Annotated in this window: 24 protein-coding genes; 14 read left to right on the top strand and 10 right to left on the bottom strand. The window is 65.6% G+C overall.

What is annotated here, in order from left to right; genetic code table 11:
* The first annotated feature begins 13 nt into the window (after positions 1-13).
* The 4 genes from AC5Y4N_RS13825 to AC5Y4N_RS13810 are packed head-to-tail and all read left to right on the top strand — an operon-like array spanning position 14 to position 3,973.
* The gene (locus AC5Y4N_RS13825) at positions 14-658 is read left to right on the top strand and encodes a TetR/AcrR family transcriptional regulator (protein ID WP_499909047.1); all 645 of its coding nucleotides are present in this window, start codon (positions 14-16) and stop codon (positions 656-658) included.
* 9 nt (positions 659-667) lie between these two features.
* On the top strand, positions 668-1,969 hold the full coding sequence (locus AC5Y4N_RS13820) for an acyl-CoA dehydrogenase family protein (RefSeq protein WP_499909049.1): 1,302 nt from the start codon (positions 668-670) through the stop codon (positions 1,967-1,969).
* 50 nt (positions 1,970-2,019) lie between these two features.
* Positions 2,020-3,009 (top strand): phosphotransferase family protein, encoded by a 990-nt coding sequence (locus AC5Y4N_RS13815; RefSeq protein WP_499909324.1) that lies wholly within the window; start codon positions 2,020-2,022, stop codon positions 3,007-3,009.
* A 1-nt stretch (position 3,010) separates the two neighbouring features.
* On the top strand, positions 3,011-3,973 hold the full coding sequence (locus AC5Y4N_RS13810; RefSeq protein ID WP_499909051.1) for an NADPH:quinone oxidoreductase family protein: 963 nt from the start codon (positions 3,011-3,013) through the stop codon (positions 3,971-3,973).
* A 91-nt stretch (positions 3,974-4,064) separates the two neighbouring features.
* On the opposite strand, the gene AC5Y4N_RS13805 is transcribed toward AC5Y4N_RS13810, so the two are convergent.
* From AC5Y4N_RS13805 to AC5Y4N_RS13765, 9 genes are all read right to left on the bottom strand, one after another.
* Positions 4,065-4,571, bottom strand: coding sequence for a hypothetical protein (locus AC5Y4N_RS13805; protein WP_499909053.1), 507 nt, complete (start codon positions 4,569-4,571; stop codon positions 4,065-4,067).
* Positions 4,568-5,182 (bottom strand): TetR/AcrR family transcriptional regulator, encoded by a 615-nt coding sequence (locus tag AC5Y4N_RS13800; RefSeq protein WP_499909326.1) that lies wholly within the window; start codon positions 5,180-5,182, stop codon positions 4,568-4,570. Before AC5Y4N_RS13800 ends, AC5Y4N_RS13805 begins: the two co-directional genes overlap by 4 nt.
* 157 nt (positions 5,183-5,339) lie before the next feature.
* The gene (locus AC5Y4N_RS13795; RefSeq protein WP_499909055.1) at positions 5,340-6,488 is read right to left on the bottom strand and encodes an acyl-CoA dehydrogenase family protein; all 1,149 of its coding nucleotides are present in this window, start codon (positions 6,486-6,488) and stop codon (positions 5,340-5,342) included.
* Positions 6,488-7,636, bottom strand: a complete 1,149-nt coding sequence (locus AC5Y4N_RS13790) for a thiolase family protein (protein ID WP_499909057.1) — start codon at positions 7,634-7,636, stop codon at positions 6,488-6,490. The genes AC5Y4N_RS13795 and AC5Y4N_RS13790 overlap by 1 nt, the downstream gene beginning before the upstream one ends.
* Positions 7,629-8,441: an enoyl-CoA hydratase/isomerase family protein gene (locus tag AC5Y4N_RS13785; protein WP_499909059.1), complete on the bottom strand. Its 813-nt coding sequence runs from the start codon at positions 8,439-8,441 to the stop codon at positions 7,629-7,631. Before AC5Y4N_RS13785 ends, AC5Y4N_RS13790 begins: the two co-directional genes overlap by 8 nt.
* Positions 8,441-9,676, bottom strand: a complete 1,236-nt coding sequence (locus tag AC5Y4N_RS13780) for a CaiB/BaiF CoA transferase family protein (protein ID WP_499909061.1) — start codon at positions 9,674-9,676, stop codon at positions 8,441-8,443. The genes AC5Y4N_RS13785 and AC5Y4N_RS13780 overlap by 1 nt, the downstream gene beginning before the upstream one ends.
* Positions 9,676-10,434 carry an SDR family NAD(P)-dependent oxidoreductase gene (locus AC5Y4N_RS13775; protein ID WP_499909063.1) on the bottom strand — a complete coding sequence of 253 codons (759 nt, stop codon included), beginning with the start codon at positions 10,432-10,434 and terminating at the stop codon, positions 9,676-9,678. The genes AC5Y4N_RS13780 and AC5Y4N_RS13775 overlap by 1 nt, the downstream gene beginning before the upstream one ends.
* 2 nt (positions 10,435-10,436) lie before the next feature.
* Positions 10,437-11,603 carry an acyl-CoA dehydrogenase family protein gene (locus AC5Y4N_RS13770; protein WP_499909328.1) on the bottom strand — a complete coding sequence of 389 codons (1,167 nt, stop codon included), beginning with the start codon at positions 11,601-11,603 and terminating at the stop codon, positions 10,437-10,439.
* Between the two features lie 115 nt (positions 11,604-11,718).
* Positions 11,719-13,014 (bottom strand): amidohydrolase family protein, encoded by a 1,296-nt coding sequence (locus tag AC5Y4N_RS13765; RefSeq protein ID WP_499909065.1) that lies wholly within the window; start codon positions 13,012-13,014, stop codon positions 11,719-11,721.
* Between the two features lie 284 nt (positions 13,015-13,298).
* Between AC5Y4N_RS13765 and AC5Y4N_RS13760 the strand changes: the two genes are divergently transcribed.
* From AC5Y4N_RS13760 to AC5Y4N_RS13720, 9 genes are all read left to right on the top strand, one after another.
* Complete coding sequence (locus AC5Y4N_RS13760) at positions 13,299-13,862, top strand: carboxymuconolactone decarboxylase family protein (protein ID WP_499909067.1); 564 nt, start codon at positions 13,299-13,301, stop codon at positions 13,860-13,862.
* A 5-nt stretch (positions 13,863-13,867) separates the two neighbouring features.
* Positions 13,868-15,166 carry an aromatic ring-hydroxylating oxygenase subunit alpha gene (locus AC5Y4N_RS13755; protein WP_499909069.1) on the top strand — a complete coding sequence of 433 codons (1,299 nt, stop codon included), beginning with the start codon at positions 13,868-13,870 and terminating at the stop codon, positions 15,164-15,166.
* A complete protein-coding gene (locus AC5Y4N_RS13750) occupies positions 15,150-15,485 on the top strand; it encodes a hypothetical protein (RefSeq protein WP_499909071.1) in 336 nt (111 codons plus the stop codon). Before AC5Y4N_RS13755 ends, AC5Y4N_RS13750 begins: the two co-directional genes overlap by 17 nt.
* Before the next feature lie 2 nt (positions 15,486-15,487).
* On the top strand, positions 15,488-16,705 hold the full coding sequence (locus tag AC5Y4N_RS13745; RefSeq protein WP_499909073.1) for a metal-dependent hydrolase family protein: 1,218 nt from the start codon (positions 15,488-15,490) through the stop codon (positions 16,703-16,705).
* Positions 16,692-17,123, top strand: coding sequence for a nuclear transport factor 2 family protein (locus AC5Y4N_RS13740; protein ID WP_499909075.1), 432 nt, complete (start codon positions 16,692-16,694; stop codon positions 17,121-17,123). Before AC5Y4N_RS13745 ends, AC5Y4N_RS13740 begins: the two co-directional genes overlap by 14 nt.
* 2 nt (positions 17,124-17,125) lie before the next feature.
* Entirely contained in the window at positions 17,126-18,220 is a 1,095-nt protein-coding gene (locus AC5Y4N_RS13735) for an acyl-CoA dehydrogenase family protein (RefSeq protein WP_499909330.1), read from the top strand.
* Between the two features lie 59 nt (positions 18,221-18,279).
* Positions 18,280-19,014 carry an acyl-CoA dehydrogenase family protein gene (locus AC5Y4N_RS13730; RefSeq protein WP_499909332.1) on the top strand — a complete coding sequence of 245 codons (735 nt, stop codon included), beginning with the start codon at positions 18,280-18,282 and terminating at the stop codon, positions 19,012-19,014.
* A 312-nt stretch (positions 19,015-19,326) separates the two neighbouring features.
* A complete protein-coding gene (locus tag AC5Y4N_RS13725) occupies positions 19,327-19,980 on the top strand; it encodes a TetR/AcrR family transcriptional regulator (RefSeq protein WP_499909077.1) in 654 nt (217 codons plus the stop codon).
* A 229-nt stretch (positions 19,981-20,209) separates the two neighbouring features.
* Positions 20,210-21,643, top strand: coding sequence for a WS/DGAT/MGAT family O-acyltransferase (locus tag AC5Y4N_RS13720; protein ID WP_499909079.1), 1,434 nt, complete (start codon positions 20,210-20,212; stop codon positions 21,641-21,643).
* On the opposite strand, the gene fadD12 is transcribed toward AC5Y4N_RS13720, so the two are convergent.
* Complete coding sequence (fadD12, locus tag AC5Y4N_RS13715; protein WP_499909081.1) at positions 21,640-23,262, bottom strand: acyl-CoA ligase FadD12; 1,623 nt, start codon at positions 23,260-23,262, stop codon at positions 21,640-21,642. The genes AC5Y4N_RS13720 and fadD12 overlap by 4 nt on opposite strands.
* A 137-nt stretch (positions 23,263-23,399) precedes the next feature.
* Between fadD12 and AC5Y4N_RS13710 the strand changes: the two genes are divergently transcribed.
* Positions 23,400-24,470, top strand: a complete 1,071-nt coding sequence (locus AC5Y4N_RS13710; protein WP_499909083.1) for an NAD-dependent epimerase/dehydratase family protein — start codon at positions 23,400-23,402, stop codon at positions 24,468-24,470.
* The last annotated feature ends 10 nt before the right edge of the window (positions 24,471-24,480 follow it).

The raw sequence follows: 24,480 nt of genomic DNA, 5'->3' as shown, positions 1-24,480 counted from the left end.
ATAACGTGCGCTGATGGCGCGCGTCGTATCCGAAACGGGTTCTGACCGAAGTCAGCGTCGGGCGTCGTATCAACGGCCGCGTTCGGTCGAAACCAAGCGCGCCCTGGTCCAGGCCGCGATGGCGCTGTGGCGGACCAACGGTTATGCGAACACCACGGTCGCCGACATTTGCCGTGCCGCGGGAGTGTCGAAGGCGCTGTTCTATTTCCACTTTCCGCGCAAAGAAGACGTTCTGTTCGACGTCGGCGTTCTCTCGACGCAAGCCGCACAGCGCACCGTACGCAAGCTGCTGAGCAAGCCGTACGAGATCCGCGAGGTCGTCGACGCGGCCCTGTCCACGCTGGAGCGATCGATGCTGCGCAATCCGCCGGAGCTGATCATCGAGACCATCCTCGAGGGCTACCGCCACGAGCATCGCATCCTGGCCGGTGATCACCCTGCGGAACCAGAGTTGGGGATGTTCACCGAATTGTTCGAGCGCGCCAGAAAAGACGGCAAGCTTGCCGCGGACCTCGACGTGCACCATCTGGCCTATCTGGCCGGGACGCTGGTCAGTGAGGGCGCGCGGCATTGGGCCGCAGGCACATTCGGGCAGCGTTCGTTCACCGACGTCGTCGGGGCCGACATCGCAGCCCTGGTCGCGGGTCACAGCAAGTAGGGAGGCGCCATGGCGTGGGATTTCGAGACCGACCCTCATTACCAAGAGCTGTTGGACTGGGCCGACACGTTCGTCCGCGAAGAGGTCGAGCCGCTGGATTTGGCATGGCCACACCAGCAGTTCGTGCCGCTGAACGAATCCCGGCGCAAGGTGGTCGATCCGCTCAAGGAACAAGTGCGCACGAAAGGGCTGTGGGCGACTCACCTTGGCCCGGAGTTGGGTGGCCAGGGCTACGGACAGCTCAAGCTCGCGCTGCTGAACGAGATTCTCGGCCGCTCGCAGTGGGCTCCGATCGTCTTCGGATGCCAGGCGCCCGACACGGGCAATGCCGAGATCATCGCGCATTACGGCACGCCGGAGCAGAAGGATCGCTACCTGCGCCCGCTGCTGGACGGGGAGATCTTCTCCAGTTACTCGATGACCGAGCCGCAGGGCGGCGCCGACCCCACACAGTTTCAGACCCGGGCGGTGCGCGACGGTGACGACTGGGTGATCAACGGTTGGAAGTTCTTCTCCTCCAATGCCGCAACCGCATCGTTCCTCATCGTCATGGTGGTCACCAATCCGGATGTCAGTCCATATCAAGGCATGTCGATGTTTCTGGTACCCACCGACACCCCAGGTGTGGAGATCGTCCGCAACGTCGGACTCGCCGGTGAGCCGGACAACCAGGGCAGCCACGCGCTGATCCACTACGACAACGTGCGAGTGCCCGCCGAGGCGCTGCTCGGCGGCGAAGGCCAGGCATTCGTGATCGCCCAGACGCGGTTGGGCGGTGGCCGCATTCACCACGCTATGCGCACCATCGGCTTGTCGCGCAAGGCGCTGGACATGATGTGCGAACGCGCCCTGAGCCGCCACACCGCCGGTAGTTTGCTCGCCGACAAGCAGTTCGTGCAGGGCTATATCGCCGACTCGTACGCACAGTTGTCACAATTCCGGTTGTTCGTGCTGTACACCGCGTGGGAAATCGACAAGTACAACGACTACAAGAAGGTCCGCAAGGACATCGCAGCGGTCAAAGTGGTGCTGCCCACCGTACTCCACGACATCGCTTGGCGGGCAATGCAAGTGCACGGCGCACTGGGAGTCAGCAATGAGATGCCGTTCATGGGCATGGTTCACGGCGCGGCAGCGCTCGGCCTCGCCGACGGCCCCACAGAGGTCCACAAAGCCACTGTTGCCAAGCAAGTACTGCGCGATTACCGAGCCAGCGACGATGTCTGGCCCACCGAGTGGATCCCGAAGAAGCGCGAAGCCGCAAAAGCGAAGTTCGCCGAGTATCTCGAGAACGAAGTAGGCAACCTGTGACCGTTACGGCGGGTGACTCGGCGCTGGACATCGCGCGGCTTGCCGAGTGGATGGACAGCGCCGGTCTGCCGGGACACGGCGAGCCGCTGCAGGCCCGGTTTCTCTCCGGCGGCACTCAGAACGAGATCTACGAAGTCCGCCGCGGCGAGCACCGCTGCGTCATCCGGATTCCCCCTCGCGGCGCACCGCCCGATCGCGACAAAGGAATCCTTCGGGAATGGCGCATCATCGAGGCGCTCGACGGCACCGACGTGCCGCACACCCCGGCCGTCGCCGTGTGCCCTGACGCCTCAGTCCTCGGCCGCCCGTTCTACCTCATGGGTTTCGTCGACGGCTGGTCGCCGATGGGCCAGAAGTGTTGGCCCGCACCGTTCGACGCCGATTTCGACGCCCGCAAGGGGCTGGCATTCCAGTTGGCCGAGGGAATCGCGTTGCTGGCCAAGGTCGACTGGCGGGCGAAGGGCTTGACCGACCTCGGTCGCCCGGAGGGTTTCCACGAACGCCAAGTCGACCGCTGGACAAGCTTTTTCGAACGCATCAAGGGCCGCGAACTGGACGGCATGCAGACCGCGACCGCATGGTTGCGAGAGCACCGGCCGCTCGACTTCATTCCCGGGCTGATGCACGGCGACTACCAGTTCGCCAACGTGATGTACCACTACGGGGCGCCGGCGCGACTGGCCGCGATCGTCGACTGGGAGATGGGCACGGTCGGCGATCCGAAACTCGACCTCGCATGGATGGTGCAGAGCTGGCCCGAAGATCCCGACTCACCCGAGCCGTCGGCGATGAGCTACGTCGACATGCGCGGAATGCCATCGCGCGCGCAGGTGGTGGCGCACTACGCCGAGGTGTCGGGTCGTCAGGTCGACGACCTGGACTACTACGTGATCCTGGCGAAGTGGAAGCTCGCGATCGTGCTCGAGCAGGGCTTCCAACGGGCGGGCGATGACGAGAAGTTGCAAGCGTTCGGGCCGATCGTGCCGGAATTGATGGCGTCGGCCGCAGAACTGGCCGAAACCACCGACTACCGAGGCTGACGTGCGCGCTGCTGTGTGCCCGCAGTACGGGCCACCGGAAGTCGTGCGCATCGAGCAGCGACCGTCGCCGACGCCGGCGCCCGGTGAGGTACGGGTGCGCGTAGCCGCTGCGGCCGTGAACTTCCCCGACGTACTGCTGATCGCCGGCAAGTACCAGATCAGGGTGCCGCCGCCGTTCATCCCGGGCAGCGAGTTCGCGGGCATCGTGGACGAAATCGATAGCGAATGTGGGGATTTCGAGATCGGCGACCGTGTCGGCGGCACGGGACTGTTCGGAGCGTTCGCCGAACATGTGGCGGTTCCGGCCGCGGCCCTGGCACGCATTCCCCACGGCGTCGATCTGCGTGCCGCCGCCGCGTTCGGTGTCGCGCACCGCACCGCCTATCACACGTTGCGCTCGGTCGCACGAGTCGGCGCTGGCGACGAACTCGTGGTCCTGGGTGCTGGCGGAGGTGTGGGCCTGGCCGCGGTCCAGCTCGGCAGTCGGCTCGGCGCCGTCGTCACCGCCGTTGCGTCATCGGACGAAAAACTTTCAGCAGCAACGACTTACGGGGCTCGACACGTGATCAACCACCGCCGGGCAGATGTGCGTGAAGCTCTTCGCGAGGCGGTGCCGACAGGCGCCGACGCGGTCATCGACCCGGTGGGCGGGGACCTGTCCGAGCCGGCACTGCGGGCCTTGCGCCGCGGCGGCCGGTTCGTCACCGTCGGCTATGCGTCAGGAGTGATTCCCCGTATCCCGTTGAACCTGGTGCTCGTCAAGGGCGTGACGATCGTCGGGTTCCAATTCCAGGACGTCGCACCCGCTGAATTCCAGCGCAACGAGGAGGAGCTACGGCAGTTGCTCGTGTCCGGGCAGGCCGCTCCGCACATCGGCGCGGTGTTCTCACTCGACGAAACAGCGGCTGCTTTGCGCCTCGTCGCCGACGGACGAGCCGTCGGCAAGGTGCTGATCGAGTTGTGAACGCTCCCTCGCCCGGCCCAAGCGTGCGCAGATGCCCGTGCTGAGCGGCGTGTCGCCGTGCCGACACGCACGCTCGCGGAGGCCGGTGCGGCTAGCTGGCAGGGATGAGGTCGGCCGCCACGGATAGACAGTTGCGCAGCCCGCAGCGAAAGACTTCCGTCGGCGTGACCGAGGCGGCCGGCTGCGGTAATGCGTTGAGCGCCTGCGCTTTGAACGCCCGCGCCGCTGCGCTCAGCGGGTGCTGCACCGAGTCGACCGCGCGCTCGAGTTCGGCCGGGCACGCCTGGCCCCACAGCGTCACCTCGGTGGCGCCGTGCTCGAGGGCCGCCAGCACCCCGCGGCGGATGCGGGAGTCGCTGGCGAACAACTCTGCGGACACGGCGACCGTGTGAGGGTGCGGGCGCTCGGCCCACATGTCCAGTGCCTCTTGAAGATTCAGCGTCTCGGCCCCGAGAATCTGTATCGGTCGAAGGTCCTCGTCGCCGGCGATCAGCACAGTGACGTCCCAGCCAGCCATCACCCGGTCGAAAATCCATCCGCCGGCCGCCGCGACGACGTCGGCCACGCTGGCGCCAACCACATCGAGGCGGTACCTCATATCAGGCTCGGCCGTTCGAGCTCGCGGGCGAGCGAGTCTGCGTACCCCTTGAATGCGTCTGTCAAGGGGATCGAGGGATCGAGCAACCATGTGGTCTCCATTCCTGTGATGAACGCGATGATCTCGACAGCCTTGGCGGCCGGGTCCAGGTCGGTGCGGTACTTCCCGGCGCGCTGCCCGCGGCGGATGATGTCGGCGATGATTTCGACCGCGGCGCGATACCGGTCGACAAGGCGGTCGTGCAGCGGCGCCTCGGGAAGGATGTTCTCGACGAGCAGCACCGTGTAGGTGCCGATCAGCTCGGGCGCCCGCTCGAACCGCTCGGCGACGCGCCGGATCTCGACGACGAGGTCGCCCGACGAGCGGTCGGCGTGTGCGTCGTCGTCGGCATCGCGCGCGTCGAGCACCGCGTTGAGCAATTGTTCTTTGGATTCGAAGTGATGCAACAGCCCGGCCGGTGTCACGCCTGCTTCCTTGGCGATCTGCGCGAGCGAGGTGTTGCGCCAGCCGTTGCGGGCCAGCAGGCGCTCGGCCACGGCGAGGATGCGCTGCTTACGGTCCTCGCCCTTCGCCAGCAACGTGGCGTACGGGCGCGGAGAGCTGGTGCTCAGAGCAGTAAGCCCGTCGTCCGCAGACACCCGACTCCTTCGTCGAAGACCAACCTAGTGAACACACAGTAGGTAGGTTTCGCCGCTGTGACAAGAGTCGCATTGAGGAAATTTCTTGACACGCGTCACCTCTGGGCGTGTCAGCGGTGGGCGGACCGACTCACAAGCCCAGCGACTTGGCGATGATCACCTTCATCACCTCGCTGGTGCCCGCATAGATCCGCGCGACTCGCGCGTCGGTGTAGAGCCTGGCGATCGGATACTCCATCATGTAGCCGTATCCGCCGAAGAGTTGCAGGCAGCGGTCCACGACCCGGGCTTGCATCTCGGTGCAGAACAGCTTCACCCGCGCCGCGTCGGCGCCGGACAGCACGCCGTCGACGTGGTCGCGCACAGCGCGGTCCAGCATTGCCTGGGCTGCTTCGATCTCGGCAGACACCGCCGCCAATTCGAACTTGGTGTTCTGGAACGACGCGACCGGTGTGCCGAATGCCTTGCGGTTCTTGACGTAGTCGATGGTCGCGGTCAGCGCCGAGCGGGCCTGCGCTACCGAACCCACCGCGACGGTCAGCCGCTCCTGCGGCAGGTTGTGGCCGAGGTAGCTGAACGCCTCGTCCTCTTCGCCTAGCCGGTTGGCGAGAGGGACCCGCACGTCGGTGAACGACAGCTCCGCGGTGTCTTGCACCTTGCAGCCCATCTTCTCCAGTTCGCGGCCCCGCTCGAAGCCCGGCATGCCGTCCTCGACGACGAGCAGCGTCAGTCCTCGGCGGCGGTTCTCGGGGTCGGTCGACGTGCGGGCGACGACGATCACGAGGTCGGCCTGGATGCCGCCGGTGATGAACGTCTTCGCGCCGTTGACGACGTAGCAGTCGCCATCACGCATGGCGGTGGTGCGCACGCCTGCCAGATCGGACCCGGTGCCCGGCTCGGTCATCGCGATCGCGGTAAGCAGCGTGCCGGCGGCCAGCCCGGGAAACCAGCGCTGCCGCTGCTCTGCGTTGGCGTAGTGCAGAAAATACGGCAGGATCACCTCGAGTTGGGTGCGCACGGTTGACAGCGTCACCAGCGCGCGGGCCGCCTCCTCTTGCAGCACCACGTTGTAGCGGTAGTCGTCGATCCCCGCTCCGCCGTATTCCTCGGGTATGGCCATCCCGAGCATGCCGAGCTCGCCCATCTGCTTGAACACGTCGCGCGGCATCCGGCCGGCCTTCTCCCACGACGGGTAGTGCGGCACCACCTCTTTTTCGATGAAGTCGCGCGCAAGTTGGCGGAACGACTCATGGTCGGCGGTGAACAGGTCGCGGCGCATCACACCACCAGTTCGACGAGCGTCGCGTTGGCTGTGCCGCCACCCTCACACATTGTCTGCAGCCCGTAGCGAATCCCCTTGTCGCGCATGTGATTAACCATGCGGGTCATCAGCACCGCGCCCGACGCACCGAGCGGATGACCCAGCGCGATTGCACCGCCGAGCGGGTTGAGCCGCTCGAGGTCGGCGCCGGTCTCGGCCAGCCACGCCAGCGGCACCGGCGCGAACGCCTCGTTGACCTCGAACACCCCGACCTCGGACAGGTCGACACCGGCCTTGTGCAGCACCTTCTCGGTCGCCGGAATGGGACCGGTCAGCATCAGCACCGGATCTGCTCCGGTGACCGCCCCGGCGCGGTAACGCACGATCGGGGTCAGGTCGAGCTCAAACGCCTTCTCGGTCGTCGTCACCAACAGCGCCGCGGCACCGTCGGAGATCTGAGAAGAGTTGCCCGCGTGAATGACTCCATCGTCGACGAACGCCGGCTTGAGTCCGGCGAGCTTCTCCACGGTGGTGCCGCGCCGCACGCCCTCGTCGGCCGCCACGACGCTCGCGACGTCAGGGAACACCGGAACGATCTGGGTGTCGAACGCGCCGTTGTCCTGGGCGGCGGCGGCCAATTCGTGCGACCGGGCGGAATACTCGTCGAGCTGCGTGCGTGAAAAACCCCACTTCTGCGCGATCATCTCCGCCGACAGCCCTTGATTGAACGAGAAATCGTGATACCGCTCGAGCACTTTGGGGCCGTACGGCATGCCGGTGGCGCGCGCGGCACCCAGCGGCACCCGGCTCATCACTTCCACGCCGCCGGCGACGACGACGTCCTGCTGACCTGACATCACGGCCTGCACGGCGAAATCCAGCGCCTGCTGGCTCGACCCGCACGCCCGGTTGACCGTGGTGCCCGGGATGGTCTCCGGCCAGCCGGCCGCAAGCACGGAGTACCGGCCGATGTTGCTCGACTGGTCGCCGACCTGCGACACACAGCCCCACACGACGTCGTCGACGATCGCGGGATCGATGCCGGTGCGCTCGACGAGCGCGCCCAGCACGACCGCTGACAGGTCCGCGGCATGCATGGTGGACAGCCCGCCGTTGCGCTTGCCTACCGGGGTGCGCACCGCTTCTACGATGACGGCTTCACGCATCGCTCTGCTCCTTTCTCGCCGGAATCCAGCGACCGGTGAAAGACGGCGTCCGCTTCTGGGCGAACGCGGCATAGGCCTCCGGCGCGTCTGCCGTGGCGAAATTGACTGCCTGCGCGCGTGCTTCACCCTTCAGCGCTTCCAGAAGGGTGCAGTCGGCACCCTCGTTCAGCAGTGCCTTGGTCTGTGCGAGCGCCACCGGCGGTCCCGCCACCAGCCGCGCAGTGACGTGGTCGACGAACGCGTCGATCTCTTCCGCCGAGACCACCCAGGTGACGAGGTTGAGCACCTGGGCCTCTTCGGCGTCGATCGTTTCCGCCAGCAGCGCAAGGCGTTTGGCCTGCTGAAGGCCGATCAGCTTGGGTAGCAGCCAGGAGCCGCCGAGGTCGACGGACAAGCCGCGCTTGGCGAAGATCTGCGAAAACGTGGATTCCGGTGTGGCGGCAACGAGGTCGCAGCCCAGCGCGAGGTTCCATCCCGCGCCGACGGCCACCCCGGTCACCTTTGCGATCGTAGGTACCGGCAATTCGTGCAGCAGCAGCGCCACGTCGGTGAGGTTGCGCATCTTGTAGGCGGGATGGGTGGGGTCGGCCGCGGAAAGGTCTGCGCCGGAACAGAATGCGCCGCCGGCTCCGGTGATGACCACTACCCGAACGTTGCGGTCGCTCCCGGCCGCCCGCAGCGCGTCGGCAAGAGCCAGCCACAACTCCCGGTTGATCGCGTTCTTCTTCTGCGGGCGGTTGAGCGTGAGCGTGCGCACGCCGTCGCGGTCGCTGGTCAGCAGGACAGGTACGTCAGACATCGACATCAGGCGTAGGCGGGCCCGATTGCGCCTTGATCGCGCAACCGGGCGATCTCGGCATCGGTGAAACCGAGCTCTGAGAGCACCGCATCGGTGTGCTCGCCGAGTCCCGGGACAGCGCCCATGGGCGGGTCGTAATCCGCGATGACGGGCGGCGGCAGGAGCGCCGGTATGGGTCCGTTCGACGTGTCGATGCGCCGCCAGCGATCCCGTGCGGCCAGCTGCGGGTGCACCAGCACTTCGCTGGGAACGTTGTAGCGCGCATTGCCGATTCCGGCGGCGTCCGCTGTCTTCTGGACATGCTCCAGATCGTGCCGGGCGCACCAGCTTTCGATCGCGTCGTCGAGCAGCCCGCGGTGCGCGACCCGGCCGGCGTTGGTGCGGAACCGCTCGTCGTCGGCCAAATCGTTGCGCCGCAGTATCTCTCGTGCGAGCCGCTGCCATTCGGCGTCGTTGGTGGTGCCCAGGATCACGGTCTGTCCATCGGCAGTGCGGTACGCGCCATAGGGCGCCACTGCCGGCGAGCTCATGCCCAATGGCTGCTGGTCGATGCCCGAATGCCTCGTGTAGGTCAGGTGATAGCCCATGAGCTCTGCCGCCGCGTCGAACAGGCTTACACGAACCGCGTCACCGGCGCGCTGACCGCGGCACAACAGCGCCAGGATCGACAATGCGGCGTACAACCCGGACACCACGTCGGCAACCGGCGGTCCCGGCTTGGCCGGCTGACCCGGCCTGCCCGTGACGGCGCACACTCCGGACTCGGCCTGGATCAGTAGGTCGTACGCACGCTTGTGGGAGATCGGGCCGCCGGGTCCATAGCCGTCGATCTCCACCGGAATGACGTCGGGGTGCCGCTGCGCCATCTCCTCGGCCGCGATGCCGAGCCGTGCCGTGGCACCCGGAGCAAGGTTGGACACCAGCACGTCGGCGCGATCCAACAGCCGATGCAATACATCAAGTCCCGCTTGGGATTTGAGGTCCAGCGTGACCGACTCCTTGCCGCGGTTCACCCAGACGAAATGCGCCGCCAAACCATTGACCACGTCGTCGTAGTGGCGTGCGAAGTCTCCCCCCTTGGGGTTTTCCACCTTGATCACCCGCGCGCCGAAGTCGGCCAGCGTGCGGGTGCACATCGGCGCGGAGACGGCTTGCTCGAGCGTGACGACGGTGATGCCGGCCAGCGGCGCGTCGGAAGGGGTCGACGAGCCGCTTGCGCGAAGAGCCGAGCGATCCGCCATCACATCACCATGCCACCGTCCACCGGCAGCACCTGACCCGTGATGTAGGAGGCCGCGTTGGACGCCATGAACACGAACGCGCCGGCGACTTCGGCCGGCTCCGCCCACCGCTTCATCGGAATGCGGTTCATCATATTCGCCGCGAATTTCTCGTTGGTTCGGATGGTCTCGGTCATCGGGGTCGCGGCAAGCGGCGCCAGCGCGTTCACGCAGATGTTCTTGGTTGCCAGTTCGCGGGCAAGCGATTTCGTGAACCCGATGATTCCGGCCTTGGCTGCTGAATAGTTGACCTGACCCAGCGTGCCGGTGATGCCGGCGGCTGACGTGACGTTGACGATGCGCCCGGTCCCGTCGGTAGGGATGTACGGCAGAGCGGCCTGGGTGACGTTGAACGCGCCCATCACATGGATGTCGAACAACAGGCGGAACGACTCCTGCGTGGTCTTCTGGAACATCGCCGGCCGGGTCACGCCCGCGTTGTTGACGACGATGTGCAGCGCACCGTCGGCCATCGCTGCGGCTTGCCCAGCCGCTGCATCGGCGGAGTCGCGGTCCGCCACGTCGAGCGCGGCCGAGTCGGCGCGGCCACCGGCAGCCGAAATGCGTTCGGCCACAGCGGCGGCGGCGTCCTTGTCGACGTCGGTGACCAGCACCGCCGCGCCTGCGTCGGCCAACGCCGCGGCAACCGCCGAGCCGATGCCCCCCGCGGCGCCTGTGACCAACGCGGAGCGGCCGGTGAGGTCGAAGTAGGAAGTCACGATCAGTAGCTCCTGGGCAGTCCGAGCACATGCGAGCCGAGGAAGTTCAAGATCATCTCCTGGCTCACCGGTGCAATCTTCATCAGCCGGGCTTCCCGGAAGTATCTCGACACGTGGTACTCCTCTGAATACCCCATGCCGCCGTGGGTTTGCAGCGCCCGGTCCGCGGCGGTGAAACCTGCGTCCGCACACAGGTATTTCGCGGTGTTGGCCTCGCGGCCGCACGGCTTGCCGTTGTCATAGAGCCAAGTGGCCTTACGCAGCATCAGCTCGGCGGCGTCGAGCCGGGCCAGCGAATCGGCAAGAGGGAACTGGATGCCCTGGTTCATCCCGATCGGCCGGTCGAACACGTGGCGCTCGTTGCCGTACTTCACCGCCTTCTCCAGCGCCACCCGGCCCAGGCCGAGTGCCTCGGCGGCAATCAGCATCCGTTCCGGGTTGAGCCCGTCGAGAATGTACTGAAATCCCTTGCCTTCCTCACCGACTCGGTCCTCGACCGGGATATGCAGGTCGTCGATGAACAGTTCGTTGGAGGATACGGCGTTGCGGCCCATCTTGCGGATCGGCCTGATTTCGACGCGGCTGCGGTCCAGGTCAGTGAGGAACAGCGTCATCCCGTCGGTCTTCTTGCGCACCTCGTCGTAGGACTGGGTGCGTGTCAGAAGCAGGACCTTCTGTGACTCCAACGCCTTGGAAATCCACACTTTTCGGCCGTTGACCACATAGTGGTCGCCTTTGCGGCGGGCGAACGTGGTGATCCGGGACGTGTCCAAGCCGGCACCGGGCTCTGTCACGCCGAAGCACACGTGCAGCTCCCCCGTCGCGACGCGCGGCAGCGTGCGCGCCTTGAGTTGCTCGGAGCCGTGCACCACCACCGGGTGCATGCCGAAGATCGACATGTGAATGGAGCTGGCAGCGTTCATGCCGCCACCGGATCGCGCGACTTCTTCTGCCAGCAGAGTGGCTTCGGTTATCCCGAATCCGTGTCCGCCGTATTCCTCGGGGATCGTCATGCCCAGCCAACCGCCATCGGCGATCGCCTGGTAGAACTCCGACGGGAATTCGTGTGCCTGGTCCTTTTCCATCCAGTAGTGATCGTCGAAGCGGCGCGCCAGCTCCGCGACCGACTTGCGGATCAGCTGCTGATCCTCCGTCAACTCGAAGTTCATTCCGCCCGGCACTCGTCCGCCTCCTTCGATCCTCGCTCAGCAGGGCGCGCACGCACATGCGCCGGTTGCGGCCGTGTTCCTTCCGCACCGGCGCATGCGGCGCATCGCCCTCGACTCAGTCCGTGTTGCCGGTGATCGATTTCGCGCTGGCGGCGAAGTCGGAGAACGACGAACCGGCCCGCTCCTTGTGTTGGCTCAATGCCCGGATCGAGACGTCGTGGCCCTCGGCTGCCTTGCGCAGCGCGCCCACCGTCGCCTGCTCCCGCGGAACGTGGGAGAACGGGTCGAACGAGTACCAGCGCATTGCGTTCTCGTGGGTCATCTTGTTGATCTCGTCGTCCGGAACATTGTTGGCGCTCAACACATCCCACAGCTCCTCGGGTGCACCCGGCCACATGGAGTCGCTGTGCGGGTAGTCCGCCTCCCAGCAGATGTTGTCCACGCCGATGAAGTTGCGTAGCTGTACGCCGACGGGATCGCTGATGAAGCACGTGAGGAAGTGCTCGCGAAACACCTCACTGGGCAGCTTTCCGCCGAAGTTCTGGTGCGTCCAGGTGGAATGCATTTCGTAGGTGCGGTCCACCCGTTCCAAGAAGTAGGGAATCCATCCGGTGCCGCCCTCGCTCAACGCGATCTTGAGGTCCGGATAATCCTTGATCGGCTTGCTCCACAACAGATCTGCGGCAGCCTGCACGATGTTCATCGGCTGCAGCGTGATCATCACGTCCATCGGCGCGTCCGGCGCGGTGATCGCCAGCCTGCCCGACGACCCGATGTGCACGTTGAGCACAGTGTTGGTGTCGCACAACGCTTTCCACAGCGGCGTCCAGTACTCGTTGTGGAAGCTCGGGTACCCCATCGCGGCCGGGTTCTCGGTGAACGTCAGCGCGTGCACGCCCTTCTTGGCGACGCGCCGAACCTCTTCGGCGCATGCCTCGGCGTCCCAGATGACGGGCAGCGCCATCGGAATGAACCGGGCGGGGTACGCCCCACACCACTCCTCGATATGCCAGTCGTTGTAGGCCTGCACCAGGGCCAGCGAGAACTCCGGGTCCTCGGTGGCGAACAAGCGCCCGGCGAAGCCGGGGAACGACGGGAAGCAGATCGACGCCAGGATGCCGCCGGCGTTCATGTCCTTGACCCGCTCGTCGACGTTGTAACAGCCGGGCCGGATTTCGTCGAGGCCTTGCGGCTCGAGCCCGTACTCCTCCTTCGGCCGCCCCGCCACCGCGTTCAGCGCCACGTTCGGGATCACCGTGTCGCGGAACTGCCAGGTGTCGGACCCGTCGGGGTTGTGTACCAGCCGCGGAGCGTCGTCGATGTATTTCTTCGGCAAGTGGTTCTTGAACATGTCGGGCGGCTCGACGATGTGGTCGTCCACGCTGATCAGGATCATGTCCTCTTTGTTCATGACCGTCCTTTCGGTAGCTGGTAGGCCCGTCGGTCAGCGGTGTTCTCTATCTAAGGAAACTAGCTTCTCAATCTGCGAGAATCAACGTGTGGAACCGAGTGCGGCCGCGTTCACCTGCTGACTTCTCCCACGACAACCTCCATCTTGGCACTCCAGAGGGTCTCCAGGATTGACCAACAACGCAAAACATGGAAACCTGTTAGGCGAAAACGGAGAACCTGATTCTCATCCTTGCGATGCGCTCTTCGCGCGAAAGCCGTCGCCGGATGGAGAGGAGATGCGCGGTGCGGCTGTCCCCGTTGCCGGCGGACGAGTGGGATGACGCCACGCGTGCGGCCCTGTCCGGCATGCTGCCCGAGGATCGGCGCAATGCCGAGGGTGCCGGCACGGCGTTGGCCACGCTGGTACGGCATCCCGACCTCACCAAGGCCTTCCTGCGGTTCAACGTCTACCTGCTGACCCAGTCCACACTTGCACCCCGCATGCGGGAGCTGGCCATCCTGCGGGTGGCGCATCGGACCAGTTGCGTCTACGAGTGGGCGCACCACGTCGATCTCGGCATGCGCGAAGGGCTGACCGATGACGACGTGCAAGCCGCCAAGCGCGGCGACGCCGCCGACGACTTCGACCGCATCGTGCTGCAGGGTGTCGACGAGCTCTTCGACAAGTCGGAGCTGTCGGACGCGACATGGTCGGCGCTCGGTGAGCGCTTCGACGACCGGCAGCGGATGGACTTCGTCTTCACGGTCGGCTGTTACACCGCGCTGGCCATGGCATTCAACACTTTCGGCGTCGAGTTGGAGAAAGACTTCGTCGCCAGAGCCGAGCAGAACAAAGAAGGAAGGTAGAAGCGGTGCCACATTTCACCAAACCCGCCGAAGGCAGCTGGACGGAGCACTATCCCGACCTAGGCACCGGTCCCGTCGACTACACCGACTCGGTCGACCCCGCGTTCTTCGAAGAGGAACGCGAAGCGATCTTCAAGAAGACGTGGCTCAACGTCGGCCGCGTCGAGCGGCTGCCGCGCACCGGCAGCTACTTCACCAAGGAGCTGCCTTCGGCCGGACCCGGCATGTCGGTGATCCTGGTCAAGACCAAGGACGGCTCGATCAAGGCGTTCCACAACATCTGCCGTCACCGCGGCAACAAGCTCGTCTGGAACGACTATCCGCACGAGGAGACGGCAGGCACCTGCCGGCAGTTCACCTGCAAGTACCACGCGTGGCGCTACAGCCTCGACGGAGAGCTGACGTTCATCCAGCAGGAAGACGAGTTCTTCAACGTCGACAAATCCGAGTACGGGCTCAAGCCGATTCGCTGCGATGTGTGGGAAGGGTTCATCTTCATCAACTTCGACGACGCTGCGCAGCCGTTGCGCGACTACCTGGGTCCGCTGGCCAAGGGCATCGAAGGCTATCCATTCGGTGAGATGACCGAGGTCTACACCTACCGAGCCGAGGTGGGCAGCAACTGGAAGCTGTTCATCGACGCGTTCGTCGAGTTCTACCACGCGCCGGTGCTGCACCAAAAGCAGTACACCCCAGAGGAAGCCGCCAAGATCATGAAGCACGGCTTCGAGGCGCTGCACTACGACATCGAGGGCCCCCACGGCATGATCTCGGTCTGGGGTGGCCAGGCGCCACCGCCAGATCTGAACATGGTCAAGCCGATGGACCGGGTCTTGCGCAGCGGTTTGTTCGGGCCGTGGGATCCGCCCGATGTCATCAAGAACCTCGAGCTTCCACCGGGGGTCAACCCCACCAGGGCGCCGCAGTGGGGCATCGATTCCTGGCACTTCTTCCCCAACTTCATGCTGCTGATATGGCAGCCGGGCTGGTATCTGACCTACCACTATTGGCCGACCAGCGTCGACAAGCACATCTTTGAGTGCAGCCTGTATTTCGTGCCGCCGAAGAATGCGCGGGAACGGCTGGCTCAGGAGCTGGCGGCGGTGACGTTCAAGGAATACGCGCTTCAGGACGCCAACACGCTGGAAGCGACGCAGACGATGATCGGCACCAAGGTGGTCGACAAATTCCTGCTGTGCGACCAGGAGATCCTGATCCGCAATCTGCACAAGGTGACCGCTGACTACATCAACTCGTACCGCAACAACGGTCGCAAGGAGGCGCACAATGGCTCTCGCAACTAGGCTGCCCGCCGAATTCGCCGATCTGGAGCCGTATTTGGATTGGGCCCTGGCCACCGAACCGGAGCGCTACGCCAAACGGCTGTCGTCCACCATGGAGGAGATGCAGGCCTTCTACGACGCCGCGTTCCCCCGGATGAACGACGTGATCGCGTATTGCGACAAGTTCCCTCTCGACGACCTTCCCGAGGACGCGCGCACGCTGATGCACATGATGCAGTCGCTGATCACCGTCTCGTTCCCGATCGAAGCCTGGAAGCAACCGAAGGTGCCCGACAGCGGTGCCACCTACGTCGACTGCATCAAGGAGCCGGTGATCTGAGCGTGGTCACGCTCAAGGCGGCTGGGCTGCTCGACGTCGACGCCGGCGAAATCGTCCGGCCGGGCGTGCTGCGGATCGAAGGTGACCGGATCGTCGCACGAGGTGGCTCAGCCACCGACGGTGGCGACGTCATCGACCTCGGCGAGTCGATCCTGCTGCCCGGCCTGATGGACATGGAGGTCAACCTCCTGATGGGCGGCCGTGGGGAAAACCCTGGGTTGTCACAGGTTCAGGACGATCCGCCGACGCGGATGCTGCGCGCAGTGGGCAACGCCCGGCGCACATTGCGGGCCGGCTTCACCACGGTGCGCAACCTCGGCCTGTTCGTCAAGACCGGCGGCTACCTGCTGGATGTCGCGCTGGGCAAGGCGATCGACGCCGGGTGGATCGATGGCCCGCGCATCGTGCCGGCGGGCCACGCGATCACCCCGACCGGCGGACATCTCGATCCGACGATGTTCGCCGCGTTCGCGCCGCACGTGATGTCGCTGTCGATCGAGGAGGGCATCGCCAACGGCGTCGACGAAGTGCGCAAGGCGGTGCGCTACCAGATCAAGCACGGCGCCCAGCTGATCAAGGTCTGCTGTTCCGGTGGAGTGATGTCGTTGACGGGTGAGCCTGGCGCTCAACACTATTCGGACGAAGAGTTGCGCGCGATCGTCGACGAGGCACATCGCCGGGGACTGCGGGTGGCGGCGCACACGCATGGCGCAGACGCGGTCAAGCACGCCGTCGCGGCCGGTATCGACTGTATCGAGCACGGCTTCTTGGTCGACGACGAGGCGATCTCGCTGATGGTCGAACACGGCACCTTTCTGGTGACGACGAGGCGGCTGGCCAAGGCGATGGACGTGTCCAAAGCGCCGCCCGAACTTCAGGCCAAGGCCGCCGAGATGTTCCCCAGAGCGCGCACGTCGATGAAGGCGATCTACGACGCCGGTGTCAAGATCGCGGTCGGTACCGACGCGCCCGCAATTCCCCACGGCCGCAATGCCGATGAACTCGTCACCCTGGTGGAGTGGGGATTGGCACCGGCCGACGTGCTGCGGGCCGCCACCGTCACCGCCGCCGAGCTGATCAACGTCACCGACCGCGGCCGGCTCACCGAGGGACAGCTTGCCGACGTGATCGCCGTGCCCGGAGATCCGTTGGCCGACATCACCGTTACACAGAACGTCAACTTCGTGATGAAGGGCGGGAAGATCTTTGTCAACAAATGAGCCGACAGCCACCGAGGACATCGTCGCAATCCAGCAGTTGCTGGCCAAGTATGCGGTCACCATCACCCAGCAGGACATCGACGGGCTCTTGGAGGTGTTCACACCCGACGGCACGTACAGCGCGTTCGGTGAAACCTATGCGCTGGAACGCTTTCCGGTCTTGGTCGACGCCGCGCCAAAGGGATTGTTTCTGACGGGAACCGCGCTGGTCGACCTCGACGGTGACACCGCCACCGGCACCCAGCCATTGTGCTTCATCGACCACGCCACCCACGACATGCGCATCGGGTACTACCGCGACACGTACGTCCGGACCCCGGACGGCTGGCGGTTGCGCACCCGGGCCATGACGTTCATCCGGCGAAATGGTGCGCACGACTCGGGCCGTCCCCACGCGGTCGGCCGACCGGCTCCGTGACTGTGGATGTCGGGGAGTTTCGGGCAGGGCTGCGGGCCTGGCTCGACGACAACGACCTGACGCCCGGCCGGGACCATTCGCTCGAAGGGCACATCAAGCAGCTGGCCCGGGTTCACCGGGCGCTGTACGACGCCGGCTGGATGCGGTACGGCTGGCCTGTGGAGGTCGGCGGCCTCGGCGGCCCGGCGATGCTGCGCGCAATCGTCGGTGAAGAGGTGGTCGGGCGCGGTCTGGCCGAACCGGGGCCGTACTCGATGGTCGAGGTGCTCGCGCCGACGATGATCGACTATGCGCCAGCGCAGTTGGCCGCGGAGATGGTGCCGCGGCTGCTATCCGGTCAGGAGCAGTGGTGTCAGGGATTCTCCGAGCCGGGATCGGGCAGCGACCTCGCGTCGCTGTCCACGCGCGCCACACCACGCGGCGAGGACTGGGTGGTCAATGGCCAGAAGGTGTGGACGAGCTTCGCCCAGTTCTCTGCCCGGTGCGTGCTGCTGACCCGAACGGGACCTGGCCACAACGGGATAACTGCGTTCTTCGTCGACATGGACACCCCGGGTATCACCGTTCGGCCGCTGCGCACCATGCACGGCGTCGACGAGTTCTGCGAGGTGTACTACGACGACGTCGTGATTCCCGGCGACCGGATGCTCGGAAAGCCCGGCGACGGTTGGCAACTCGCGATGGACCTGCTGCCTTATGAGCGCTCGACGTGCTTCTGGCAACGGATCGCCTATCTCTACGCGAGATTCGATCGGCTCGTCGCGGAATCTCAGACGGCAGACCCGGACGACGGTGAGCTCGGTGCGGCATATCTGGGGCTGCACACACTGCGGTGCCGATCGCGGTTGACCCAGCACCGGCTGGCCGGTGGCGTGCGCCTCGGCTCGGAGACGTCGATCGACAAGGTGCTGTTGGCCACCGCCGAGCAGCGGCTCTACGACACCGCGCGCGACCTGCTGCCCGGAACCATCGAATTGGACGAAACCCCTTGGCGCACAGAATATCTCTACTCCCGCGCCGCGACCATTTATGGCGGCACCGCTGAGATCCAGCGCAACATCATTGCGCGCCGGCTACTCGGGCTCGGAAAGGAGTGACCGTGGAGCCTGTGTCCGCAGACGATCTCGAGCTGCTCGCCGACGCGCTGCGCAAGACCATGCTCGCCGCGTCGGGTCCCGAACTCGACAAGGCGCTGGCCGAGCTCGGCTGGCCCGACATGCTCGAGCAGATGCCCGAAACCGCGATTCCGTTGGTGTTCAAGTTACTTGGCGAGACCGGCGCGCATGCCCCCGTGCTGAACGACGTGGTGTGCAACGAGGCCGGACGGCCGCTCGGTGACACCGTGCCGCTGCCGTATGCCGGCAGCGCATGGGTGGTCTGGGAGCGGGCCGACCATCCCAGTTCTGCACTCGACGAGGAGATGCCGATTCGGCGCTGCGACCAAACCAGCGCGGTACCGCTTGACGCCGGCCGGCGCGCAGTGGGCTGGTGGCTGGTGGGCACCAGCCGGGCCATGCTGTCACTGGCCCGTCAGCATGCGCTGGACCGTGTACAGTTCGGCCGGCCGGTGGCGTCGTTCCAGGCCATTCGGCACCGGCTGGCCGAGACACTCGTGGCCATCGAAGGTGCCGAGGCGACCCTGCAGGGAGCCGACGACTCTTTCAGCGCATTGCTGGCCAAGGCGGCGGCGGGGCAGGCAGCGCTCACTGCGGCACGGCACTGCCAGCAGGTGCTCGGCGGTATCGGTTTCACCGCTGAGCACGGGCTGCACCGCCACATTCGCCGCGCGTTGCTTCTCGACGGTCTGCTGGGTAGCAGCAAAGAACTCACCCGCGAGGCGGGTGCTCGACTGCGCTCGCTCGGCTCAGCGCCGCGGCTCGTCGACCTCTGATTCGCCGTCCGACGGCCCACCTTCACGAGGGCGGCACCACACCACCCACACCCGGCGAACAGGCCAGCTCTGGCGGTGCAGCAGGTCGCGCCTTCGTGGCCAGCTGTGGCTCCAGCCCGGCGGCAACATGGCGGCTCCCGTTCAATCGGTGAGAGGCTTCCTCGAGAGGGATAAAGAGAATACTATTCTCGTTATGAGAAAGTTACAATCTCTGACACGTGCGCGGCCCGGGCGCCTGACGTCACTTTTGCACACCGTTCTCCGGTACAGTTCAACCATGTTCTCAGCTGCGTGCACGGTTTCGAGCGGCCAGTGACAAGTCCGAGCGAAGAGCCGGCCTGGAAGCAGCGTGCGGTCGAGCGATCCATCAAAACGGCCAAGCTGCGGGCCGCGCAACGTGTCCAGCGGTTTCTCGACGCTGCGCAAGCAATCATCATCGAGAAGGGCAGCACCGACTTCACCGTCCAAGAGGTGGTCGACCGGTCGCGGCAATCGCTTCGCAGCTTCTACCTGCAGTTCGACGGCAAGCATGAGCTTCTGCTCGCGCTGTTCGAAGATGCCCTGAGCCGGTCCGCCGAACAGATCCGAGCCGCCACCGAAGGGCATTCCGACCCGCTCGAACGTCTGCAAGTCGCCGTCAAGCTGCTGTTCGAGACGTCGCGTCCCGATCCGAACGCCAAGCGGCCGCTGTTCACCGATTTTGCGCCGCGGTTGCTGGTATCGCACCCGTCCGAGGTCAAGATCGCGCACGCCCCGCTGCACGCGTTGCTGACCGAGTTGATGGAAGCGGCCGCCGCAGCGGGACGGCTCAGGCCCGACATCAACCCGCGGCGGATGGCCGCGATGACCATGCAGACCGTGATGTTCGTCGCGCAGTCGAGCGCCGACACCGACGAAGGGCCCTCGCACCCGATCACCGCCGACGAAGTGTGGGATTTCTGCGCCCACGGATTCGTCGAATCCTGACCTGATCGTCGAAAATCACATTCTCACTTCTGCAGAACATATTTACGGCGATCGGCTGTCGAGGCCGGCCGGCAGCCCTGTCGGCCGCTGACGTTGGCGCCTCGGGCGCGGTCAACGGCCGCTTGGCGCCGACAAGAAGGCAGCACTTTCAAAGGCTCCCTCGACGAGCGACCCACGTGTTTCCATAGAACCCGGCAACACGAGCGGCGCCATCGAGACGAGGTTGGCCATGAAGCGACTCAACGGCATGGACGCCATGCTGCTGTACAGCGAGACGCCCAACTTGCACACGCACACGCTGAAGGTCGCGATCGTCAATGCCGCCGACTTCGACGGCGAGTTCTCGTTCGAGGTCTTCCGCCGGACTATCGAGCGCCGCCTCCACCTGCTCGATCCCCTGCGCTACAAGCTCCTCGACATCCCTTGGCGCTTGCACCATCCGATGTGGATGGAGGACTGCGACGTCGATCTCGACTACCACCTGCGCCGGGTGCAGGTGCCGGCACCGGGGGGACGGCGTGAGCTCGACGGATTGATCGGACAAATTGCCAGCACCCCGCTGGACCGCAGCAGGCCCCTGTGGGAGTTCCACTTCGCCGAGGGGATGGCCGAACAGCGATTCGCGTTGATCGGCAAGGTGCACCACGCGCTCGCCGACGGCGTCGCATCAGCGAATCTGTTGGCGCGACTGATGGATTTGACCGACGGGTCGCAGAACGAACGCGACGCGCCGGACGGCTGCGCGCAGCCGTCGAAAGCCGAACTGATGTGGGAGGCGCAGCTCGACCACTTCCATCAGATGGCCGAACTTCCCGGACTGATCCGTGATGCGGTGCGCGGCGCGGTGCGGCTGCGCCGGCGCAGCAAGGAGCGCCCGCACCATCCGGATCTAGCGAAGATCTTCAACGCGCCACCGACGTTCCTGAACCATGTGGTGTCGCCGGTGCGGACGTTCGCCACCGCGACGCTGTCGCTGGCGGAGGTGAAGGAGGCCGCGAAAACCCTTGGCGTGACGTTCAACGACGTCATCCTGGCCTCGGCAGCCGGCGCGTTGCGAGAACTGTTGCTGCGCTACGACGGTCGCGCCGACCGGCCGATCATCGCAACCGTTCCGGTCAGCACCGACCGGACACCGGATCGCATCACCGGCAACGAGATCGGTGGCCTACCTGTCTCGTTGCCCGTGCACATCGACGATCCGCGTGAACGCATCCGGCTGACATCGCTGGCCACGAAGATCGCAAAAGAGGACTACGAGCTACTCGGACCGACGCTGCAGAGCCGGATGATGGACTACCTGCCGCCGCCGCTGGCGCCGGCCCTGTTTCGCAGGCAGATGCTCTCGCCGCACAACAAGCTGATGAACGTCGCGGTCTCGAACGTCCCGGGCCCGCGCGAACGTGGACACATCGGCGGTGCACCCGTCAGCGAGATCTACTCGGTGGGCGTGCTGTCTCCCGGCAGCGCGTTCAACATGACGGTGTGGAGTTATGTGGACCAGGTGGACGTCGCGGTGCTGTCCGACGACCAGACCTTCAACGACGTGCACGAGGCGACCGATGCGATGGTGCACGCGTTCGGCGAAATCCGGCGCGCTGCAGGGTTTCCCGGGGAGCCGACGATTGTGGACACCGCGATGGCCCCGGCCACCGCGGCCGGCTAGCTTTTCCGTCCGCCGGCAAGTGCCTGCAGCTCGCTGCGCAGGATCTTGCCGGTGCTGTTGCGTGGCAGCTCGTCCAACACCGAAATCTCGCGCGGCACTTTGTAATTCGCGAGGTTGTCACGCACGTGTTGTTTGAGGGTGTCCGGCGTGGCCGCGGCGCCGTCGTTCAGCACCACAAACGCCGCCAACCGCTGACCGTACTGTTCGTCGTCGACCCCGATCACTGCCGCCTCGGCGACATCCGGATGAGCGGTCAGCGTCTTCTCCACCTCGATCGGATAGACGTTTTCGCCGCCGGAGACGATCATCTCGTCGTCTCGGCCCACCACGAACAGCCGGCCCGCCTCGTCGAGGTATCCGACGTCGCCGGATGCCATGAACCCGTCGTGGAAATCCTTGGTCGCCCCGGATGTGTAGCCCTCGAACAGGGTGCCGCTGCGGACGAAGATCTGCCCGACTTCGCCGGTCGGCACTTCCTTGAAGTTCTCGTCGAGGATCCGAATCTCGGTGCCGTACACGGGCTTTCCGGCGGTATCGGGCGCTGCCCGCAGATCTTGCGGGGTGGCGGTGGCGATCATTCCGGCCTCGGTGGCGTTGTAGTTGTTGTAGATGACGTCGCCGAACTGGTCCATGAACCTGATCACCACATCCGGGCGCATCCGCGAACCGGAGGCGGTGGCGAACCGTAACGACTTGCCGCTGTAGCGGTTTCGCACCGCGTCGGGAAGATCCATGATGCGGTCGAACATCACCGGAACCACCACCAGTCCGGTGGCGCGGTGGCGGTCGACGAGTTCCAGGGTCGCTTCGGGATCGAACTTTCGTCGCGTGATGATCGTGCACGCCATCAAGGCCGAGAACAACAGCTGCGAATATCCCCACGCGTGAAACATCGGGGCGACGATCACCGTGGCCTCTTCCGCCCGCCACGGCACTCGGTCCAGCAGCGCGGTCAATTCGACTGCGCCACCGCCCGACACGGGCTTGGCGCCCTTCGGGGTGCCCGTGGTTCCGGAGGTCAACAGGATGGTCTTGCCTTTGCGGCCGGTGCGTCGGGGCCGCTGACCGGCGTGCCGCTCGATCAGCTTCTCGACGGTCAGGTCTGCCGGCGCGTCGGTCCATCCGAGGATGCGCACCGCGTCGGACTTGTCCGCCAACGCCGTATCGACGATGCCGGTGAACTCCTCGTCGTAGACGATCGCGTCCACTCCCTCGCGTTCGACCACCTCGGCCAGTGCGGGACCGGCGAACGCGGTGTTGAGCAACAGCACGTCGACACCGATCCGGGCCGCCCCCACCAGCGCTTCCACGAAGCCGCGATGGTTGCGACACATGATGGCGAGCTGCTGCGGCACGCCGGCGGGCAGCGCTTGAAGCGCCGCGGCGAACGCGTCGCAGCGTTCGTCGAGTTGCCTCCACGTCAGGGTCCCGATCTCGTCGACCAGGCCTGGCCGGTCGGGGCAGCGGCGGGCTGCGGCCGCGAACCCGACGGTCGGCGTCATCCCCTCGCGTGCCATTGCGGCGGCCATCCGGACGTACTTGTCCGGCCGCAGCGGCGCGATCAGCCGCGCGCGTCGCAGGGTCCGTACCACTCCGAGAGCATCAGTGTCACCGGGCATGCCTTATCCCAGCACGGCTTCGTCGCGTTCGTCGATGGACATGCGGTTTCGACCCTGTTAGAGTGCTCCAGGCTGCGGATATGTTACTCTCATTTTTTGAGAATGGCATAATCACCGCAACCGGCCGGAGGAGGCCCATGTCCGACACGGTGGTCGTCACGGGCGCCTTCGGCCTCGTCGGCTCTGAGACTGTCAAGCGGCTGGCCGCCGAGGGACGGCAGGTGGTCGCCGTCGATCTGCAGACCCCGGTCCACCGAAAACGGGCCGAGAGTCTGCCGTCGCGGGTGAGCGTGCGGTGGACCGACTTGACCGATGCCGCCGCGGTGGACCGCTTGCTGTCGGAGGTGGCGCCCGCCGCGATCATCCACCTGGCCGCCGTGATCCCGCCACCGATTTATCGCAACCGCGCGCGTGCGCGTCTGGTCAATGTGGACGCCACCAAGGCGTTGGTGCGCGCGGCCGAAGCGCAGCCGGTTCCCCCCCGCTTCGTGGTGGCGTCCAGCAACGCGGTTTACGGGTCGCGTAACCCGCATCTGCATCCAGATCCCATCGACGCCACCACGCCACCCCGGCCGACGGAACTGTACGGCGGCCACAAGCTCGAGGCCGAGGAGCTGGTGCGGTCATCGCAGTTGCCATGGGTCGTGCTGCGATTGGGCGGCGTGATGAGCGTGGACCCGAAGGCCCTGCCGTTCACATCCGAGGCGCTGTATTTCGAAAGCACGTTGCCCAGCGACGGACGATTTCACGGCGTCGACGTCCGCGACGTCGCCACGGCATTCGCGAGGGCCGTCACCGCCGACGTCGTCGGTCGAGTTTTTCTCATCGCCGGAGACGATTCGCACCGGTTGAGGCAAGGCCAGGTCGGCCGCGCGCTCGCCGAAGCACGCGGATTCGTCGGCGTGCTGCCCGAAGGCCGCCCGGGCAATCCGGACAGCGAGGACGACTGGTTCATCACCGACTGGATGGACACCGCCCCGGCGCAAGAGGCGCTGGCGTTCCAGCACCATTCGTGGCCTGACATGCTGGCCGAGATGCGCGCGCAGACCGGCTGGAAACGCTACCCGCTGCGGCTGATCTCTCCGTTCGCCCGAATGTACGTGGAACGCAAAGGGGCTTACTACAAGTCGCCGGGCCGCTACGCCGACCCATGGGCGGCCATTCGCGCGCGGATCGGCGACCCGGGGCTGGACACCGCGAAGTCCTGATGCGATTGCT

This window comes from Mycobacterium sp. NGS19 (assembly GCF_059813155.1).
This window is presented reverse-complemented; position numbering and strand designations above follow the sequence as displayed.